The organism is Streptomyces sp. NPDC059534 (assembly GCF_042743475.1).
Lineage (GTDB): Bacteria > Actinomycetota > Actinomycetes > Streptomycetales > Streptomycetaceae > Streptomyces.
Genome location: NZ_JBHWAQ010000037.1, coordinates 1 through 18,381, shown reverse-complemented (window position 1 = coordinate 18,381; position 18,381 = coordinate 1). Strand labels below are relative to the sequence as shown.

Sequence of the window (18,381 nt, the reverse complement as noted above, 5' to 3'; positions counted from 1 at the left end):
CGCCGGCCCCGCCGGCGGTTCAGCGGCAGCCGTCGGCCGCCTCGATCAGCCGGGCCGCCTCGCCGAGCGCCTCGCGCAGCACCACCGGGTCGGTGACCGGGTCGGTGTCGCCGGGCGGCAGCAGCCAGCCGGCCGGCCGGGGCGTGTCACCGGCGGGCTCGGGCAGCTCCGGCAGCGCGGGGAGGCGCAGCCCGCGTCCCGAGGTCCGCGTACAGGCGCTGCCGGGCATGTCCCAGCCGGCGGCGGTGCCGGGCGGCACCAGGAAGCCCAGGGTGTCGCAGGTCCCGTCGTGCACGACGGGGCCGACGGCGGGGACGCTGCCGCGCCGCAGGATGTCGACGGCCTCCAGGCCCTGGCGGACCGGCACGGTCACCAGGTCCCAGGGCTCCGCGGGCGGCTGGGGGGTGTCGCCGTCCGGGGCGGGTACGTGCCGCGTGGCCGACTGCGATCCGATCTCCGACATGGGACCCCTCCTCGCTCCTGAGGAGACACGTTCCGTCTCTCCCTTACGGTTCAACGCCCGTGCGCGTCAACGGCTACGGCGCCATGCCGCCGCAAAGGATGGCAGTTCATGGCAGATCGCAGGCGAGATATCCGATTTGTAGCCAAACTCAGCGTAGGCATCCGGTCACAGCAGGTACGTTCTTGCCGCCGGACCACCCGGCAGCACCAGGAGAGGGCTCGGCCAATGGCGATGTCACGGGCAGTTCCCAATCCCGCCTTCCGCCGGCTCCGCGGACAGCACTCGCCGGCGGAGTTCGCGGCGGCGGTCCGCCGGGCGGCGCGGGAGATCGGCGAACAGGTCGCGTGCGACGCCCGCTACATCGGGCGCGTGGAGGCGGGCGAGATCCGCTGCCCCAACTACGCGTACGAGCGGGTCTTCCTGCACATGTTCCCCGGACTCGGCCTCGCCGACCTGGGGTTCTCCGCGCGGGAGACGGTGCGCGGCCGACGGCAGGCCGTCCCGGCCGGGGCAGCGCCTCCCGCCGCCATCACCACCCGGAACGATGAGGAGAGCGACGTGCTGCGTCGCGCATTCATGACGAGCGGCTCCGCCACCCTGGCGGCCGCCTCGCTGGGACTCGGCGGCCCCGCCGTCGCGATCCCCGCCCCCCGCGGCGCCCACCGGATCGGCGAGGCCGAGGTGCGGGCCGTCGAGGACGCCGTGCGGCAGATCCGTCTGCTCGACGACCGGCACGGCGCCGACGGGCTCTACAAGGTCGCCGCCCAGCCGCTCCGTACCGCGTACGCGCTGCTCGACACCGGCACCATGACCCGCCGTTCCACCGAGGACCGGCTGCACGCGGGCGCGGGCGAGCTCTCCCTCTCCGTCGGCTGGCTGGCCCACGACTCGGGCCGGCACGAGGACGCGCGCTCGCACTACGCCGAAGCCCTCGCCACCGCGCGCGTGGCGGGCAACGCGGCCCTGGAGGCGCACGCCTTCTGCAACACCTCGTTCCTGGCCCGGGACACCGGTCGGCACCGCGAGGCGGTCCGGGCGGCGCAGGCCGGGCTGCGGGCGGCCCAGCCGCTCGACTCGGCACGGCTGCTGTCGCTGCTGTCGCTGCGGGAGGCGGGCGCGTGGGCGGAGCTCGGCGACCGCTCGGCCTGCGAGCAGGCCCTCGGCCGGGCGCACGGCTTCTTCGACCGGGGGCCGGCCGAGGGCGACCCCGAGTGGATGTCCTTCTTCGGCGAGCCGGAGCGGGAGGCCCTGGAGGCGCAGTGCTGGTCGGCGCTCGGCGACTGGGGCCGGGCGGCCCGCCACGCCCACCGGGCCACGGTCCTGCAGAACCCGCACTTCGCCCGGAACCTCGCGCTCTACCGCGCCCACCTCGCCAGGGACCTGGCGCACGCCGGCCGCCCCGACGAGGCCGCGGCGGAGGCGAGGCGGGTGGCGGACTCCCTCGAGGGCATCGCCTCGGCCCGCATCCGCGGCATGCTCGCCGAGACGGGCCGGATCCTCGCCGCGTACTGACCGACGAGCCGGATCCTCGCCGCGTGGCGGACGGGCCTCTACTCCAGGTGGCCGGTGTCGTTCCAGCGCTCGATCGCCGGGTCGCCGTAGGCCCAGCCCAGCACCGACAGGCTCGTCGGGTCGAGGCGGATGCGGGACGCGAAGGACACGTCCTCGCCGAGCCAGCGGGCGCCGATCGAACGCAGGATGTGGCCGTGCGCGAAGACCAGGACGTCGCGGTCGGCGGAGCGGGCCCGGTGCACGACCTCGTCGGCGCGGTCCGACAGCTGCGCGAGGGTCTCGCCCTCCGGGACGCCGTCGCGCCAGATGAACCAGCCCGGGCGGACGGCCTGGATCTCGGGCGGGGTCATTCCCTCGTACGCCCCGTAGTCCCATTCCATGAGCGCGTCCCAGGGCTCGGCCCGGTCGGCGAAGCCGGCGAGTGCGCAGGTCTCGCTCGCCCGGACGAGCGGGCTGGTGAGGACCTCCACTCCGGGCAGCCCCTGCCAGGGCCCGCGGTGCAGGCGCTCGCCGAGCAGCTTCGCGCCGCGCCGCCCCTCGTCGAGCAGTGGGATGTCGGTCCTGCCGGTGTGCCGGCCGAGAAGTGACCACTCGGTCTGGCCGTGCCGGGCGAGCAGGATGCGCGGTGCCATGGGAAGGACGCTCCAGGGGTTCACGGTGCTGACGTGCCTCTCCCATCATCGCCCACCTGAATGCGGGGTGGCCTCCGGGCAACCCCCCGGCGCCGTCCGGCGTCCCCTCCCCCGGGCGGACACCTTCTGGGGGGACTTATTCCATGCGCAAGCCAAGGTGGTGGGCCGAGCTCTCGCTGATCGGCGTCGTGTACGCGGCGTACACCGGCGGGCGGCTCCTCGTGCGCGGCGACGAGACGACGGCCGTGGAGCACGGCCTGGCGATCCTCCGGCTGGAGGAGGGGCTGGGGATCGACGCCGAGCACCCGCTGAACCGGCTGTTCACGGACGTTCCGGCGCTGGGCATCCCGGCGGACTTCGCGTACGCCTCCCTGCACTACCTCGTCACCCCGGCGATCCTCGTGTGGCTGTTCCGGCGCCGCCCCGCCCACTACCGGGCCGCCCGCACCTGGCTGATGGCCTCCACCCTGCTCGGCCTGGTCGGCTTCACGCTGCTGCCGACCTGCCCGCCCCGGCTGCTCGACCCGGTGCACGGATTCACCGACACGATGGCGCACTTCAGCGCGTACGGCTGGTGGGGCGGCGAGGCCAGCGCGCCACGCGGGCTCGGCGGGATGACGAACCAGTACGCGGCGATGCCCAGCCTGCACGTGGGGTGGGCGCTGTGGTGCGGGGTGATGCTGTGGCGCCACGGGCGCACCCCGGCGGCGAAGGCCCTCGGGGTGGCGTACCCGCTGGTCACCACGCTGGTCGTGATGGGGACCGCCAACCACTACCTGCTCGACGCGGTCGCCGGGGCGGCCGTGATGGGCGCCGGGCTGCTCCTCGCGCCGTACCTGCTGCGGGCCGTCGACCGGCCGGGAAGGAACGGCCCCGGGCGCGACCCGGCGGAAGCTCCCCCGGTTGTCAGTGGCGGATGCGAGACTTCCACGGGTGAGCGCATCCCTGGACAGCGGTCCGTCCCTACCGCCGCAGACCACCCGACAGCAGCTCGCTGAGCTGCGCGGACCGGCCACCGTGCCGCGGCCGCTGGACGCGCGGGCCCTCGCGGCGCTCGCCGCGAACCCCGGCTGCCGGCGGCGGGCCCTGCTCGACGGCGCCGGGGTCGACAAGTCCGCCCTGGCCGCGAAGCTGGGTTCGCCGGCTCCCTTCGGCCAGTCGCAGTTCGCGATCGTGCGGGGCAACTCCTTCGAGGCGAAGGTGAAGGCGGACGGCGGCCGCGAGCTGCTGCGGCTGGTCGGCGCCGACGAGCCGGGCGAGGTCTCCGTGCCCGATCTGGCGGCGGCCGGGCCCGAGGGCCGGACGGCCCGGACGGCGCTCGCCCTGCGGGAGGCGACCGGCGCCGGGACGTGGACCCTGCTCGACCATCCGCTGCTCGCCCTGGAGGTGGCGGGCTCGCCGGTCTATCTGGAGCCGGACGCCGTGGTGGTCCGCCCCGACGGCGGGTGGACGGTGGTCGAGATCAAGTCCTTCCCGATGATCGACGGTTCGGCCGACCCGGCCAAGGTGGGCGCCGCGGCCCGTCAGGCCGCGGTGTACGTGCTCGCGCTGGAGCGGGTGGCGGCGCGCACCGAGGGCGCCCGGGTCGCGCACTCGGTGGTCCTCGTCTGCCCCAAGGACTTCTCGAACGTGCCGACGGCCTCGCTCGTCGACGTCCGCAAGCAGCGGTCGGTCACCCGGCGCCAGCTGGACCGGCTGACCCGGATCGACGAGATCGCCGCCGCCCTGCCGGAGGGCGTCAGTTTCGACGTGGCGGAGCGCTCGGCCCAGGAGCTGGCCGCGTCCGTGGAATGCGTGCCCCACCAGTACGCGCCGGAGTGCCTGGCCGCCTGCGAGCTGGCCTTCCACTGCCGGTCGCGGGCGCGGGAGGACGACGCGGTGGAGACCCTGGGCCGGTCGGTGCGGGCCGAGCTCGGCGGGCTGACGACGGTCGGCGCGGTGCTGGCCGCGGCGCGCGGCGAGCAGGGCGACCCGGCGGACCCGGCGGTGGCGGCGCTCCGCCGGGCGAAGGCGCTGCGCGAGGAGGCCCTGGCATGTCGCTGATCTCCCTGCTGGCCCGGATGGAGGCCGTCGAGTCCGGCCGGGCCCAGCCGCTGGCGACCGTCCGGCACCGGCGGTTGTCGGACCGGCCGCTCGTCCTCGTCCCGCTGACGACCGCCGGCGAGGCGGGCGCCCCGCTGGGCGTGCTCGTCGGCACCGACCCCGAGGAGCCGCGGCTCCTGGTGGTGGCCCAGCCCCGGGACCGTGACCTGCGGTTCGCGTTCCTCGCCGACCTGGCGGAGGAGGTCCTGCCGTACGTCGGCTCGTTCACGGACGCCGTCGAGGCGGTGGAGAGGAACGAGGTCGACGCGGAGACCGGCAGGAAGGTGAAGGTCGAGGTCGAGCTGTGCGCGGACGCGCCGCAGCTGATCGTGCCGAGCCGGGCGGGCATCGAGTACGTACGGCTGCTGGGGCGGTCGACACGGTTCCGGCGGACGGCCGAGCAGGACCCGGAGACGCCGTTCCCCGCGCCGCCGCGGGTGCCGCTGCTCGGACGCTGGCTGACGCACTTCGGCGAGCGGGCCCGGGTGCCCGGCTCCTCGCTGCTGCTCGCGGCGACCGACCTCCTCAACCGGCACTGGGCGACCGGCCAGTCCTCCCTGGAGGACCAGCACCTGGGCGCGCTGCTCGCCTGGATCGACCCGCGCGACGGGGAGCCGGGCGCGGAGGCGGCGCTGCGGGCCGAGACGGGCCGGGACGCGCAGGGTCAGCTGCTGTGCCCGCCCGCCGGGCCGGCCACCGACCCCGCCTTCGACAACCGGCTCCTCGCGCCCGCGATCGAGCGGTACGACCGGGCCCGGCAGGCGCTCGGCGCGGCCGAGGACGGCGAGGCGGCCGACTCGGGCCTCGGCGAACTGCACGCGGCCGAGCGGGAGCTGCGCCGGCTGGTCGCCTCCCAGCTGAAGCCGACCTGGGACGCGGTGTGGCGGGCGGTGGACCTGCTGCGGGAGCTGCCGGAGGGGGCCAGGGTCGCGGACCGCTGGACCCGGGACCGCTGGTCCTTCACCGCCCACCGCGACCGGGTCACCGCGGGTGAGCCGCCGCAGCCGCGCCGGGACGACGCCGTGACGGCGGCCTCCAAGCTCGCCGCCCGCGAGCAGGCGCAGGGCCAGCTGGAGGCGCAGGAGGCGCTCGACGACCCGCTGGTGCTGGCCGGGCGGCGGCTCGCGGGCGAGGCGTTCACCGCCGAGGTGGTGGAGGTGACGATGGCCTGGACGGAGTCGAAGCGGCCCGCGCCGCGTCCGCTGGTCACGGTCCGCACGGACGACCGGCCGCACCTGGGCGAGAAGGTGAAGGTGTTCCGGTCGCTCGACGGCAAGCCGCAGGCGGCGGAGTTCGTGCGCCACGAGGAGGACGGCTCGCTGCTGCTGCGGGTCCTGGACCGGATGGGGCGCTCCAGGGAGCCCGCGGAGGGTTCGGTGCCGGAGAAGGGCGAGCGGATCGCCTGGACGCTGTTCGAGCACGAGCAGCGGGTCGGGCCGAAGCTGCCGGACCCGGAGGAGACGCCCTGGACGCACGGCGGTCCGCCGAGGACGGACGCCGTCGAACTGCCCGACGCCGTGACCCCCGAGGACGTGCTGTGAGCGTGACCGTGTTCGATCCCTCCGCCGAGGCCGGCCGGGCGACGGCCGGCATCCTGGCGGACACCCTGCACGGCGCGTCGCGCGGTGTGGTCGTCGACTCGCCTCCGGGCGCGGGGAAGTCGACGCTGGTGGTCCGCGCGGCCCTCGAACTGGCCGCCGCCGGGCGCCCCCTGATGGTGGTCGCGCAGACGAACGCGCAGGTGGACGACCTGGTGCTGCGGCTCGCCGAGAAGGAGCCCGGCCTTGAGGTGGGCCGGCTGCACTCGAACGACAGCGACCCGTACGACAAGGCGCTCGACGACCTGGAGCACGTACGGAAGTCGGCGAAGGCGGGTGAGCTGGCCGGGCTGCCGGTGGTCCTGTCGACCTCCGCCAAGTGGGCGCACGTGAAGAACGTCGAGCCGTGGGCGCACGCGATCGTCGACGAGGCGTACCAGATGCGCTCCGACGCGCTGCTCGCGGTGGCGGGGCTGTTCGAGCGGGCGCTGTTCGTGGGCGACCCCGGGCAGCTGGACCCGTTCTCGGTGGTGGGCGCGGAGCAGTGGGCGGGGCTCTCGTACGACCCGTCGGCGAGCGCGGTGTCCACGCTCCTGGCGCACAATCCGGAGCTGCCTCAGCACCGGTTGCCGGTGTCGTGGCGGCTGCCCGCCTCGGCGGCGCCGCTGGTCTCGGACGCCTTCTATCCGTTCACGCCGTTCCGCAGCGGCACCGGGCCCGAGGACCGGAGGCTCTCCTTCTCGGTGCCGTCGGACGGCTCGGGCCCCGACCGGGTCCTCGACGAGGCGGCGGAGTCCGGCTGGGGTCTGCTCGAACTGCCGGCCCGGCACACCCCGCGGACCGATCCCGAGGCGGTCGGCGCGGTCGCGCTGGTCGTGCGCCGGCTGCTCGACCGGGGCGGGGCCGCGGTCTCGGAGCAGGCGGAGCGACCGGTTCCGCTGACGCCGGACCGGGTCGCGGTCGGCACCGCCCACCGCGACCAGGCGGCGGCCGTCCGGGCCGCGCTCGCGGAGCTCGGGGTGACCGGGGTGACGGTGGACACCGCGAACCGCCTCCAGGGGCGCGAGTACGACGTGACGGTCGTCCTCCATCCGCTCTCCGGCCGCCCGGACGCGACCGCCTTCCACCTGGAGACGGGGCGGCTGTGCGTGCTCGCGTCCCGGCATCGGCACGCCTGTGTGGTGGTCTGCCGCGCGGGCGTCACGGAGCTTCTCGACGAGCATCCGTCGACGGAGCCGGTGCAGCTGGGCGCGGCGGTGTCGTTCCCCGACGGCTGGGAGGCGAACCACGCGGTCCTCTCCCACCTGGCGGAGCACCGGGTCAGCTGGACTCCCTGAGCCGGGCGGCCAGGGCGAGGAGTTCGTCGACCGACCACTGGTCGTAGACGTGCTCGCCGTACTTCACGGCGGCGACGCGGCCGTCCGGGGCGATCAGGAAGTCGGCGGGGAGGCCGAGGCGACCGCCCGGCTGCGAGCCGGCGGGCAGCCGTCCCCGGCCCCGGAGCAGCTCCCAGGCGCCGCGGAGCAGGGACCGGGCGATCGCCGGCCAGGCGCGCGGGGCGAGCAGGGCCCTGCGGTGGGCCTCCACCCCGAACTCGGCGTACAGCACCTTGGCGGGGTCCGCGACGACGGCGAACGGCAGATGGGTCACGTGCTCGCGGAGCTCGTCGGCGGGGGAGTGGAAGAGGACCACCTCGCGGATTCCGGCCTGTTCGATCTCCTGGTGCCGCAGGACCACCGACCGCAGGTGAAGGTTGCAGACCGGGCAGCCCGCGAAGCGGCGGAACTGCACGTGGGTGGGGCGTGTGGGGTCCGGGAGGGTGAGCGGGGGGCCGAGGACCGGCGTGAGCGTCCGGGCGGGCACGGAACGACCGGGCTCCAGGCGGGCACGGGGCCGGGGTGTGCGGGACCGGGTCGTGCGGGGCTCGGATGTGCGGGGCTGGGGTGTGCGCATGGGACACCGCTTTCCTCGTAGGCGTACGGCGTACTCCTAACAGCGTAGGCGTAGGGCGTACGCTGTCAACCGCCATGCCACGACCCCGCTCCCTCACCCTGGACCGACTGGCCGCCGCGGCCCTCGCCGTCATCGACCGCGACGGGCTCGCCGCCCTCTCCATGCGCACCGTCGCCAAGGAACTCGGCATGAGCCCCATGGGGCTCTACCGGTACGTGAGCGATCGCGAGGAGCTGGAGGGGCTCGTGGTCGACCGCGTCCTGGGCTCCGTCGACGCCACACCCCCCTCCCCTGACACCCCTTGGCGGGAGCGGATCGAGACCATGGTCGGGCGCTTGCGCGACGCCGTGGCCCGTCACCCGGAGGCCGTCCCGCTGACCCTCGCCCACCGGCACCACGCGGCCGGAGGTCTGCGCTGGTCGGAGACCGTGCTCGGCATCCTGGCCGAGGCAGGGATCGACGGCCGGCAGCGGGTCGTCGCCCTGCGCGCGCTCCACGGGTACGTCACCGGGGCGATCCAGCTCGAACACCTCGGGCCCCTCGCCGGCGAGGGCACGGCGATGATCGCCGCGCTGCCCGAGGACCGGTTCCCCCACCTCGCGGAGACGGCACGGACCGCCGGCGAGGTCGGCCCCGACCAGGAGTTCTTCGGCGGTCTGCGCCTGCTGCTGCGCGGCCTCGACGGCTGACGGCCCCGGCCGGGCCGGCACCGGGAGCTTTCCGGGGGCGCGTGCCGGAGGGGTTCGCGCTCTTGCGGGACGCGGGACAATGGAAGACGGCCCGGAATTCCGGGCCGTGCCTGTGCGAGGAGGAGACGGACCATGGCGGAACCCGCGGAGCGGAGCGGACAGCGACGGCTTCGGCCGGCACCGCTGGTCTTCGAGCCTGCCGAGGCGACCGCCGACCCGGAGCACTTCTTCGACCTGGAGTCGATAGAGGATCCGCGGGAGCTGCTGGCGCGCGCGACGGAGCTGACGCTGGCGTTCCGCGCGGCGACGGACCGGGCGACCGAGTTCCAGGCCATCGCCGCCGCCCAGCTCGCGGACCCGCGCCGGTTCGACCGGCTCACCGCCGCCGCCGTGGCCGAGCGCGCCCAGTGGACCGAGGACTACGCGGTGAAGATGATCGAGTTCGGCCGCGACCTGATCCGGTCGAACGGCCGCCCGCCGGAGGAGTAGGCCGGCGGGGCCCGCGCGCCTGCCCGGAGCATCTGCACCCCGCGTGCGCCCCCTGGCATATGCGGGGCGCACGATACTCCTCGCCGGGCCCTCCTGTCCGGGATTCCGGGAACCCTCGGAAATCGCTCGGTTACGCCGGGTAGACCTGGATCCATGACGACCTGGCTGCGCGACGAGATCCCGCACGACATCTTCCGGTTCCTCCGGGAGGGTGACGAGGGACGGCACCAGACGGCCCGGGTGACGGCGGACGGGGCCGCGTGGCTCGCCTCGGCCGCCGGGGAGCGGGTGGCCGCGCTCACCCGCTGGGAGGCCCGTCCAGCCTCGCCCGCGACGCTGCCCTGCGGCACGGTCTTCGACGTCGTCAACGTGGACCCGGTCTTCGGGCGCCGGATGCTGGACCGCCTCTGGGCGGAGGGTCCGGGCTCCGGGCCCGTCGCGATGCACCGGGGCCGGATGATGCTGTTCGCCGCGCCGGGCACCGCCCAGCGGCTGCCGGCGCTGCTGGACTGGGAGGAGTGGGGCGAGGCGGTGCCCCGGCCGCTCTGCCACGGGGGCGGGGACGCGGTGACCGTGCCGCCGCTCGTGCCCTCGTCGGACACCTCCGGACCCCGCTGGCTGGTCGCCCCGGACACCCGCCACCCGTGGCTGCCGGGCCCCGAGGTCGTGCTGTGGGCCTGCGTGCGGGCCGTCCGGGCGGCTTCCGCCGCCGACGTGCGGGTATCGATTTTTCCTCCCGCCGATCCGGGTGCTAATGTCTACGACGTCAGCAGGCGCCGCTAGCTCAGTTGGTTAGAGCAGCTGACTCTTAATCAGCGGGTCCGGGGTTCGAGTCCCTGGCGGCGCACAGACGGAAGAAGCCCCTCGCGGAAGCGGGGGGCTTCTTCGTGTTCCGGACGGGTCCGCCGCTCAGCCCACGACCGGTGGGGTGATCCGGACCGTCCAGGCGCCCGTCGCGGTCCGGTCGGTGACCTCGACCCGGACGCCGGTGCCGGGCACGGTGAGGGTCTCGCCCTCCTCCAGCGGGGCGTCCGCGAGCGGCGGGTAGACCGAGCGGTCCCAGCACGCCTCGGTGCGCGGGTGCGCGTCGACGACCTCGACCGGGCCGTCGCCGGAGGCCGCGCCGGCCCGTACCCGGTAGACGAGCACGCCCTCGGTGCACGTCTCGGCGTCGTTGCCGGCGGAGCTGCGGGCCTCGACCGCGAGGACGCTGTCCGGGCCGGTGCGGACGACGGCGAGCCGGGTGCCGAGGGTGCCGCCGGCCGGGACCGGGGCGTCGGTCGGCTCCAGGCTGACCACCCGGGTGCCGGTGCCCTGGACGCAGCTCACCTGGGCCCGGGACAGCCAGCCGAGCTTCCACTTGTGCCAGCCGAAGAGGTCGGGGGCGAGTCCGAACTGGCTGCCCATGACGTCCCAGTCCCCCACATGGGTGTCCCAGTCGCCCTTCCCGTCCACCGGCCGGCGGTAGAGGTCGGGCAGGTCGAAGACGTGGCCGGTCTCGTGGGCGAGGACGTTGCGGTCGGGCGGGTGCCGCTCGAAGACCGTGACGACCCGCTTGATCTCGGTGCCGTCGACCTCCAGGGGCCGTTCGAGGTTGACGACCTTGGTGGCGTCCGAGTCCACGCCGGGCGCGTCCGGGTCGGCGACCAGGTAGACGATGTCGTACGCGGAGAAGTCGACGCCCGGGTCCGCGGCGGCGATCGCGTCGCGGAGGTAGCCGGCGCGCTTCCCGGCGTCCCAGTCGCGCCGTATGTCGTACGCGCCCGACTCCCGCGGCATCCGGGTCCAGGTGAGCTGGGGATGGGGGCGCAGGGTGAAGCGGCCGTAGGAGGCGCGTTCGAAGTACTCGCTGGTGGCGGGGAAGTGGTCGGCGGCGAGTTCGGCGGGTTCGGTGAGCGGGTCGGAGTCCGGGAAGGACAGGAAGATCATGACCGCGTCGAGGGTGCGGGCGGGGCGGGGGTAGGACTGGTTCCAGCTGTCGAGGCCGAGTGAGTGGTGGGCGGCGGTACGGGGCAGGGTGCAGGGGCTCGCCGTCGGGGCGCCGACGGCGGGGCCGGCGACGAGGCCGGTGGCGGCCAGGGCGGCGAGCGAGGTGAAGGCCGCCGCTCCGGCACGCAGCCGTGGGCGTTCCACTCCCCCGGGTGGCTGCTGACCCCTCACGTGGACCTCCGGATCGGGAATGCGGGACACCCCACCCACCTTGTGACGTTTCGCGGCGTTTCGCATGTTTCCGCTGCCCCGGTCGGGTGAGGGGGCGCCATGGGGTCGACGCGACACGGACGCATTTCAGCTCACGGAAAGTCACATTCGGTCAGGTCGTCGTCGACCCGTGTCAGACCTGCGCAGAAACGATCGGGCGACACACGGGGGTGGGCTTCCCCACACGGGTGGGTGCCCCCCGCGCGCGCCCCGGAGCTGGAACGCTCCCCCGCACGGGCTCTATGATCGGCTCACTCTTCCTTGGCCGACCATCCCGACCACATGTGACCGGCCCGACTGCACTACGGGAGCGATCGGTGAGCGGAACCCCCGAAAGACCGGTGCACCCAGAGCCGCCGGAGACACGCACGGCAGAGCCCGCGCTCACGGAGCGTCACACCGGGCACCCCGAGCCCGAACGGACGGCCGGCGGGCACCCCGAGCCCGAACGGCGGGACGGCGGACGCCCCGAACCCGAACGGCGGACCGGCGGGCCCCCCGAGGCCGAACTCCGCGACTGCCGCGCCGCCTTCGCGGTCTCGCGGCTCGCCATGGCCGTCGTCGACGAGGACGGCGTCGTCGTCACCGCCAACGACTCCTTCGGCGCCCTCCTCGGCGCCGAGCCCGGGTCGCTGCGCGAACAGGCCGCCGCCGACCTCGTCGACCTCGCCTCCGACGGCCGCACCTGGCACGCGTACCGCGAGGTACTGCGCGGCCGCCGCTCGCGCTTCCGCTGCACCCGGCGCCTCAAGCACCCCGACGGGCGCTCCCTGTGGGCCGAGATCACCGTCGCTCCCGTGCCCGACAGCCGGCGCGTCCTGCTGTCGATCACGGACATCAGCGACCGGCGCGAGCTCCAGGCGCGGCTGCGCCACCTCCAGATGCACGACCCGGTGACCCGGCTGCCCAACCGGGCCCTGTTCTTCGAGCGCCTGTCGGCGGCCCTGGACGCCTCCGCCCCGGCCGCCGCGAAGGAGGGCGAGCCGGTCGCCCCGTCCCCCCTGCCGGACCGTTCATACGAGTCGTACGGGTATGGCAGAACAGGGCGGATCGGTCTCTGCTACCTCGACCTCGACGGCTTCAAGGCGGTCAACGACACCCTCGGCCACCGGGTCGGCGACCGGCTCCTCGCCGCCGTCGCCGCCCGTCTGACGGAGTGTGCGGACAGCGACGGCTACACGCGCAGCGGCGGCCACCTGGTGGCGCGGCTCGGCGGCGACGAGTTCGCGATCCTGGTCGAGGACTCCACCGGCACCGAGCAACTCGCGGACCTGGCACGCTCGGTGCTGTGCGCGCTCCAGGACCCCTTCGACCTGGCCGGCCAGCGGCTCTCGGTCTCCGCCTCGATCGGCGTGGTCGAACGCTCCGCGCACGGGACGACGGCGACCGCCCTGATGCAGGCCGCGGACACCACGCTGTACTGGGCCAAGGCCGACGGCAAGGCCCGCTGGACCCTCTTCGACCCGGAGCGCAACGCCCACCGGATGACCCGGCAGGCGCTCTCCTCCACGCTGCGGCCGGCCGTGGAGCTCGGCGAGTTCGCCCTGGAGTACCAGCCCCTCGTGGAGCTGGCGGACGGGGCGGTGCGCGGGGTGGAGGCGCTGGTGCGCTGGAACCACCCGCAGTTCGGCTCCCTCCCGCCGAATCGGTTCATCGCAATCGCCGAGGAGGACGGCTCCATCGTGGAGCTGGGCCGGTGGGTCCTCCAGACGGCCTGCCGCCAGGCCCGGCAGTGGCAGAAGGACCATCCTCGCGAGCGCCCGATCTTCGTCAGCGTCAACGTGGCGGTCCGTCAGGTCTGGGACTCCGACCTGGTCGCGGACGTCGCGGGCATCCTCGCCGAGACCGGGCTCGCCCCGCACCTGCTCCAGCTGGAGCTGACCGAGTCCGCCGTGATGGGTTCGGCCGGCCGGCCGCTCCAGGCGCTCCAGGCGCTGAGCGACATGGGGGTGCGGATCGCCATCGACGACTTCGGCACCGGCTACTCGAACCTGGCCTATCTGAGCCGGCTGCCCGTCTCGGTGCTCAAGCTCGACGGCTCCTTCGTCCGCGGCTTCCAGGACGAGGAGCACGCCAACCCGGCGGACGAGCTGATCGTCGAGGCGCTGGTGCACCTCGCGCACCGGCTCGGGCTGACCGTCACCGCCGAGTGCGTCGAGACCGCCGGGCAGGCCGACCGGCTGCGCCGGATCGGCTGCGACACCGGGCAGGGCTGGCTGTACTCGCGGGCGGTGACCCCGGACCGGATCGCCGAGCTGATCGGCTCGGAGCCGCTGCCCGTCTAGCCGGCGCCGGGACACGGGCCCGCCGTCGGGGTCACCAGGCACCCGGCACCCGCACCCGCCCTCCGGCATCCGGCATCCGGCACCCGGTCACCGCACCCGCCGCCCGGGCGCCCTGCGCCCGGGCATGGAACTGCCCCCGGCCGGAGGGACATTCCGGGCGGGGGCAGTGGTCATGAGGGGTTCAGCGGGTCAGGCACTCAGCAGGCGCCGAGGTCCTGCCAGACGCCCCACTCGCCGGTGGTGCCGGGGGCCTCGTTCTGCGTCCACCACTTGGCCTTCCACTTGTGGCCGTTGTGGGAGACCTCGTTGCCCGCGTTGTAGATCGTGCCGGCCACGTACGCCGGGGCGGAGCCGCAGCCCGTGGGCGGGGTCGTCGGCGGGGTCGTCGGCGGCGTGGTGGGCGGGGTGGTCGGGGGCGTCGTCGGCGGGGTGGTCGGCGGCGTCGTGGTCGGCGGGGCGGTGGTGCCGCCGAGCGCGGTGTTGATCTGCTTCAGCAGGGTGGCGTTGTCGTCCAGGCCGAGGAGCGAGTACATCATCGCGCCGGCCAGGCCGCGCTGCTTGGCGTAGTCCACGCGGGCCTGGATGGACTTCTGGTTGAGGCCGGTGAAGAACTCGCCGTCCTTGTAGAAGTACGAGGACTTCGACTGGTCGTCCCAGAAGGTGGTGGCGGGGTTGTCGACGATGCCGCCGAGCTCCTTGTAGTGCGCGATGCCGGCCTGCTGGCTCAGCGGGCGGACGTTGGAGCCGCCGGTCGCGGTCTGCGCGAGGCCGTTGGTGGTCCCGGCGGGGACGCCCTTCCAGCCGCGGTAGTAGAACTCGTAGCCCAGGGTCAGCTTGTTGGCGGGGAAGCCGCCGGTGATGCCGTAGGTCGGGTTGCCGTCGATCCAGGAGTCGATGGCCGAGTCGATGCTGTACTTCTCCGTGCCCGGCGCGATCACGTCGGTCGGGTCGTTCGGCGAGGGGTACAGCGGGGACTGGTGGTACGTCGGCCCGTCGCCGTCCCAGGCGCCGTGCATGTCGTACGTCATGATGTTGGCGTAGTCCAGGTACTGACCGATCTTGTCGGTCTCGATGTACTTGATCTTGTCCTGGCCTGCCGGGAGGGCCGAGGTCAGCAGGTACTTCTTGCCGCCGTTGGCCGCGCCGTACTCGTCGAGCTGCTTGCGGAACTCGGCGAGGAGCAGCGTGTAGTTCTGCTTGTCCTCGGGGGCGTAGTGGTTGCCCAGGTGGCCGCCGGAGGAGCCGGGGTACTCCCAGTCGATGTCGATGCCGTCGAAGATGCCGGCCGCCGTGCCCGCGCCGCCGTAGCCGCCCTCGACGGGCAGGTTGCCCTTGATGTACTGGTCGATGCAGGAGGCCACGAACTTCTTGCGGCTCGCGTCCGTCTTGGCCGCGTCGCTGAAGTACTTGGAGTAGGTCCAGCCGCCGAGCGAGATGTTGATCTTCAGGTGGGGGTACTTCGCCTTCAGTTCCTTGAACTGGTTGAAGACGCCCACGATCGGCTGGTCCCACTTGTCGGCGACGCCGTCGACGGAGTCGGCCGCGCTGAAGGACTTCTGGTAGTCGGCGTACGAGTCGCCCGCACCGTCACCCGCGTTGGGGTTGTTGTCGTCACCCGCGGCCTTGTTGGCCTCGAAACAGGTGAGGTTGGTGGGGTGGATGTTGCCGAACGAGTAGTTGATGACGTCCAGCTGGCTCGCGATGCCCCGGGTGTCGAGGTGCTTGGGGTAGAACGCGTTGCCGTAGACGCTCCACTGGTCGTAGTACGCGATGCGCACGTTGCCCGCAGAGGCGGTGGTCGACGAGTCGGCCGCCTGGGCGGAGCCGAGGCCGACCGTCGCGGCGAGCGCGCCGGCGGCGAGGGCCGAGCTCAGGAGCGCGGCGATCAAGGGCTTACGGGGGTGCACGTGCGGCCTCCGATGGGGGGAGTACTGGGTGGTGCCGTACAGGAGCTGAGGAAGTGATAACCGCCGCGTGAACGGCGCGTCAATGGTCTGAACCAGATTGAGGACTAGACCAATTTGAAGGTGAAAGCCCTTGTCAGAGACGTGCAGCACAAAACGGAACCGCCCGCCACCATCGGTGACGAGCGGTTTAAGGTTCACTTAGGACAGATCCGGGGTTCGTTCGAGAGTGAACCAACCGGCCCGCGAAACCGGGGATTCACCCGGCCGAACCCTCCTCGGAATCCGGCAGCACGGGGAGTGCGTACGCGTCGGCGATCAGCTCGTAGCTCCGCAGCCGGGCCTCCCCGCCGTGCGCGTTGGCCGTGATCATCAGCTCGTCCGCGCCCGTCCGCTTGCGCAGGTCGTCGAGGCCCGAACGGACCTCGTCCGGGGTGCCGTACACGACGTTCGCCAGCCAGCTGTCCACGAACTCCCGCTCCGCCGGACTGAATCCGTACGCCTCCGCCTCCTCGGGCGTCGGCACCAGACCGGGCCGGCCCGTGCGCAGCCGCAGCATCGCGAGGGCGCCGGAGAGGACCTGCCGGCGGGCCTGCGCCGCCTCGTCGGCGGCGAGCGCCGAGACGCCGATCATCGCGTACGGGGAGTCGAGGACGGCCGAGGGCCGGAACGAGTCCCGGTAGAGGTCGAGCGCCGGGATCGTGTTCCTGGCCGAGAAGTGGTGGGCGAAGGCGAAGGGCAGGCCCAGCAGGCCGGCGAGGCGGGCGCTGAAGCCGGAGGAGCCCAGCAGCCAGACCGGCGGCCGCCCCTTCGGACCCTGCACCGGTCCGGGCACGGCGTGGATCCGCGCGTACGGGTGCCCGTCCGGGAAGTCGTCGTCGAGGAACCGGGTCAGCTCGGCGAGCTGCTCGGGGAAGTCGTCCGCGCCCTCGTTGAGGGTGTCCGTGCGCCGCAGGGCGGCCGCCGTGGCTCCGTCGGTGCCGGGCGCGCGCCCGAGGCCGAGGTCGATCCGGCCCGGGGCGAACGCCTCCAGGGTGCCGAACTGCTCGGCGATGACGAGCGGGGCGTGGTTGGGCAGCATGACGCCGCCCGAGCCGAGCCGGATGCGCCGGGTGTGGGCGGCCAGGTGGGCGAGGATCACGGCCGGGGAGGAGGACGCGACGCCCGGCATCGAGTGGTGTTCGGCCACCCAGTGGCGGTGGAAGCCGCGCCGCTCGGCGAGCCGGCTCAGCTCGACGCTGGTGGCGAGCGCCTGGGTCGCGGTCCGCCCGCTGCCGACGGTCACCAGGTCCAGTACGGACAGCGGTACGGGCGCGGTCCCCCGCGCCTCTCCTCGAATAGCGTCGGTCACCGTCGGGACCCTCCTCGGCACAGCTGCGGATGCGTCGTCCGGACGGGCGTCCGGACGCGCCCCCGGACCGGAGTCCGGAGACATCAGGGCTACAACAGGAGGGGGTCTCCGCTTATTCCGGGGCCCACCGAGGGTTCTCGGCCACCCGGGGAGCCCCGGCCGGGTCCGCTTCCCCGTAAAAAATCTCCCGTTCGCCACCGGCCGAACGCACGGGCGGGCGCTCTTCCGCACGGCCCTGACCTGAGACTCTCCGCAACACTCATGACGTGGGCATATGCCAGGGTGGTGCGCCCCAGCGTACGGCCCGGATCGTCCGCATCATTCTCGCCAACAGCCGCCCCGTAAACGGTGCTTGGCGGCTATCGTGGTACGAAAGCTTGCGGTCACAACCTGGTAGGGGGAAACCGTGGCGCTGAAGCCCGAGCCCACCGCGCCGTTCCACTCGGTGCAATACGCCCTGCGCGTCCTCGAGACGGTGTCACGGCACGGTGGCGGAGTGACGGACGTCCAGATCGCCCGCGAGACCGGCCTGCCCGTCGCCCACCTGTCGTCGCTCCTCCTCATGCTCCGGCGCGAGGGGTACGTCGAGCAGGTCGCCGACGGCGCGTACGTGATCGGGGACTCCCTCGTCCTCCTCGGCTCCGGCCTGACCCGCCGCGAAGCCCTGGAGGCCAAGCTCCAGGAGACCCTGACCGAACTCCGCGACTCCGTCGGCGCGGCGGTCTACATCAGCCGGTACATCGACGGCGAGGTGAAGATCACCCAGTTCGCCGACGGCCCGCGCACACCCAAGGTCAACGAGTGGGTCGACTTCCGCTCGGCGGCGCACGCCAGCGCGGTCGGCAAGTGCCTGCTCACCCAGCTCGACCAGAACGGCCGGCGGGACCACCTCTCCCGGCACAAGATCGCCCGGCTGACCTCCCGGACGATCACCAGCGAGCGGATCCTCTTCTCGAAGCTCGACAGCCAGCCGGCCACCGTGCCCGTCCTCGACCTCCAGGAGTACGCGGTGGGCACGGTCTGCGCCGCCGTCCCGCTGACGGCGGGCTCCGCCGTGGGCTGCCTGGCGCTCTCCCTGCCGATCGAGCACGCCCACCGGCTGCGTGCGGCGGCCGACACGCTCAACCGCAGGGCCGCTCCGGTGGTGCTCTCGCTGGCGATCTGAGGACACGGAGGAACCCGGTCCCGCGGGGTGGTCGGAAGCACCCCGCGGGACCGGGTAGTATTTTCTCTGTCAGCAGGCGCCGCTAGCTCAGTTGGTTAGAGCAGCTGACTCTTAATCAG

The 18,381-nt window shown here is 73.6% G+C and carries 16 protein-coding genes and 1 tRNA gene; 11 read left to right on the top strand and 6 right to left on the bottom strand.

Annotated features, from left to right (window positions below):
- Nucleotides 1-19 precede the first annotated feature (19 nt).
- Nucleotides 20-463, bottom strand: coding sequence for a hypothetical protein (locus tag ACFVZH_RS32325; RefSeq protein WP_384902937.1), 444 nt, complete (start codon nucleotides 461-463; stop codon nucleotides 20-22).
- 225 nt (nucleotides 464-688) lie between these two features.
- On the opposite strand from ACFVZH_RS32325, the gene ACFVZH_RS32320 reads away from it, so the two are divergent.
- Nucleotides 689-1,975 (top strand): tetratricopeptide repeat protein, encoded by a 1,287-nt coding sequence (locus tag ACFVZH_RS32320; protein ID WP_384902935.1) that lies wholly within the window; start codon nucleotides 689-691, stop codon nucleotides 1,973-1,975.
- 38 nt (nucleotides 1,976-2,013) lie between these two features.
- Here the strand turns inward: ACFVZH_RS32320 and ACFVZH_RS32315 are convergent, their stop codons facing one another.
- Nucleotides 2,014-2,607, bottom strand: coding sequence for a histidine phosphatase family protein (locus ACFVZH_RS32315; RefSeq protein WP_384902933.1), 594 nt, complete (start codon nucleotides 2,605-2,607; stop codon nucleotides 2,014-2,016).
- A gap of 143 nt (nucleotides 2,608-2,750) precedes the next feature.
- Here ACFVZH_RS32315 and ACFVZH_RS32310 point away from each other — a divergent pair, with 143 nt between their 5' ends.
- Genes ACFVZH_RS32310 through ACFVZH_RS32295 form a run of 4 tightly spaced genes read left to right on the top strand, consistent with a single transcriptional unit; the run spans nucleotide 2,751 to nucleotide 7,564 of the window.
- Nucleotides 2,751-3,605 carry a phosphatase PAP2 family protein gene (locus ACFVZH_RS32310; protein ID WP_384902931.1) on the top strand — a complete coding sequence of 285 codons (855 nt, stop codon included), beginning with the start codon at nucleotides 2,751-2,753 and terminating at the stop codon, nucleotides 3,603-3,605.
- Nucleotides 3,541-4,650: a hypothetical protein gene (locus ACFVZH_RS32305; protein ID WP_384902929.1), complete on the top strand. Its 1,110-nt coding sequence runs from the start codon at nucleotides 3,541-3,543 to the stop codon at nucleotides 4,648-4,650. The genes ACFVZH_RS32310 and ACFVZH_RS32305 overlap by 65 nt, the downstream gene beginning before the upstream one ends.
- On the top strand, nucleotides 4,641-6,230 hold the full coding sequence (locus ACFVZH_RS32300; protein WP_384902927.1) for a hypothetical protein: 1,590 nt from the start codon (nucleotides 4,641-4,643) through the stop codon (nucleotides 6,228-6,230). The genes ACFVZH_RS32305 and ACFVZH_RS32300 overlap by 10 nt, the downstream gene beginning before the upstream one ends.
- Nucleotides 6,227-7,564 carry an AAA family ATPase gene (locus ACFVZH_RS32295; RefSeq protein ID WP_384902925.1) on the top strand — a complete coding sequence of 446 codons (1,338 nt, stop codon included), beginning with the start codon at nucleotides 6,227-6,229 and terminating at the stop codon, nucleotides 7,562-7,564. The genes ACFVZH_RS32300 and ACFVZH_RS32295 overlap by 4 nt, the downstream gene beginning before the upstream one ends.
- Here the strand turns inward: ACFVZH_RS32295 and ACFVZH_RS32290 are convergent.
- Nucleotides 7,548-8,180 (bottom strand): peroxiredoxin-like family protein, encoded by a 633-nt coding sequence (locus tag ACFVZH_RS32290; RefSeq protein ID WP_384902923.1) that lies wholly within the window; start codon nucleotides 8,178-8,180, stop codon nucleotides 7,548-7,550. The two genes, ACFVZH_RS32295 and ACFVZH_RS32290, sit on opposite strands and share 17 nt — an antisense overlap.
- 74 nt (nucleotides 8,181-8,254) lie before the next feature.
- Between ACFVZH_RS32290 and ACFVZH_RS32285 the strand changes: the two genes are divergently transcribed.
- The 4 genes from ACFVZH_RS32285 to ACFVZH_RS32270 all read left to right on the top strand — a co-directional run bounded on the left by ACFVZH_RS32285 (nucleotide 8,255) and on the right by ACFVZH_RS32270 (nucleotide 10,205).
- Nucleotides 8,255-8,869 (top strand): TetR/AcrR family transcriptional regulator, encoded by a 615-nt coding sequence (locus ACFVZH_RS32285; RefSeq protein ID WP_384902921.1) that lies wholly within the window; start codon nucleotides 8,255-8,257, stop codon nucleotides 8,867-8,869.
- A gap of 132 nt (nucleotides 8,870-9,001) precedes the next feature.
- Nucleotides 9,002-9,358 (top strand): hypothetical protein, encoded by a 357-nt coding sequence (locus tag ACFVZH_RS32280; protein WP_384902920.1) that lies wholly within the window; start codon nucleotides 9,002-9,004, stop codon nucleotides 9,356-9,358.
- Nucleotides 9,359-9,511: 153 nt separating this feature from the next.
- The gene (locus ACFVZH_RS32275) at nucleotides 9,512-10,141 is read left to right on the top strand and encodes a hypothetical protein (protein ID WP_384902918.1); all 630 of its coding nucleotides are present in this window, start codon (nucleotides 9,512-9,514) and stop codon (nucleotides 10,139-10,141) included.
- Nucleotides 10,132-10,205 (top strand) — tRNA-Lys (locus ACFVZH_RS32270). The genes ACFVZH_RS32275 and ACFVZH_RS32270 overlap by 10 nt, the downstream gene beginning before the upstream one ends.
- A 62-nt stretch (nucleotides 10,206-10,267) precedes the next feature.
- Here the strand turns inward: ACFVZH_RS32270 and ACFVZH_RS32265 are convergent.
- Complete coding sequence (locus tag ACFVZH_RS32265; protein WP_384902916.1) at nucleotides 10,268-11,548, bottom strand: M6 family metalloprotease domain-containing protein; 1,281 nt, start codon at nucleotides 11,546-11,548, stop codon at nucleotides 10,268-10,270.
- A gap of 326 nt (nucleotides 11,549-11,874) precedes the next feature.
- Between ACFVZH_RS32265 and ACFVZH_RS32260 the strand changes: the two genes are divergently transcribed.
- Nucleotides 11,875-13,842, top strand: a complete 1,968-nt coding sequence (locus ACFVZH_RS32260; RefSeq protein WP_384902914.1) for an EAL domain-containing protein — start codon at nucleotides 11,875-11,877, stop codon at nucleotides 13,840-13,842.
- 197 nt (nucleotides 13,843-14,039) lie between these two features.
- Here the strand turns inward: ACFVZH_RS32260 and ACFVZH_RS32255 are convergent, their stop codons facing one another.
- The gene (locus ACFVZH_RS32255; RefSeq protein ID WP_384902913.1) at nucleotides 14,040-15,749 is read right to left on the bottom strand and encodes a glycosyl hydrolase family 18 protein; all 1,710 of its coding nucleotides are present in this window, start codon (nucleotides 15,747-15,749) and stop codon (nucleotides 14,040-14,042) included.
- A 256-nt stretch (nucleotides 15,750-16,005) separates the two neighbouring features.
- Nucleotides 16,006-17,097, bottom strand: coding sequence for an LLM class flavin-dependent oxidoreductase (locus ACFVZH_RS32250; RefSeq protein WP_384902911.1), 1,092 nt, complete (start codon nucleotides 17,095-17,097; stop codon nucleotides 16,006-16,008).
- A gap of 406 nt (nucleotides 17,098-17,503) precedes the next feature.
- Between ACFVZH_RS32250 and ACFVZH_RS32245 the strand changes: the two genes are divergently transcribed.
- On the top strand, nucleotides 17,504-18,262 hold the full coding sequence (locus ACFVZH_RS32245) for an IclR family transcriptional regulator (RefSeq protein ID WP_017237127.1): 759 nt from the start codon (nucleotides 17,504-17,506) through the stop codon (nucleotides 18,260-18,262).
- Nucleotides 18,263-18,381: the final 119 nt, after the last annotated feature.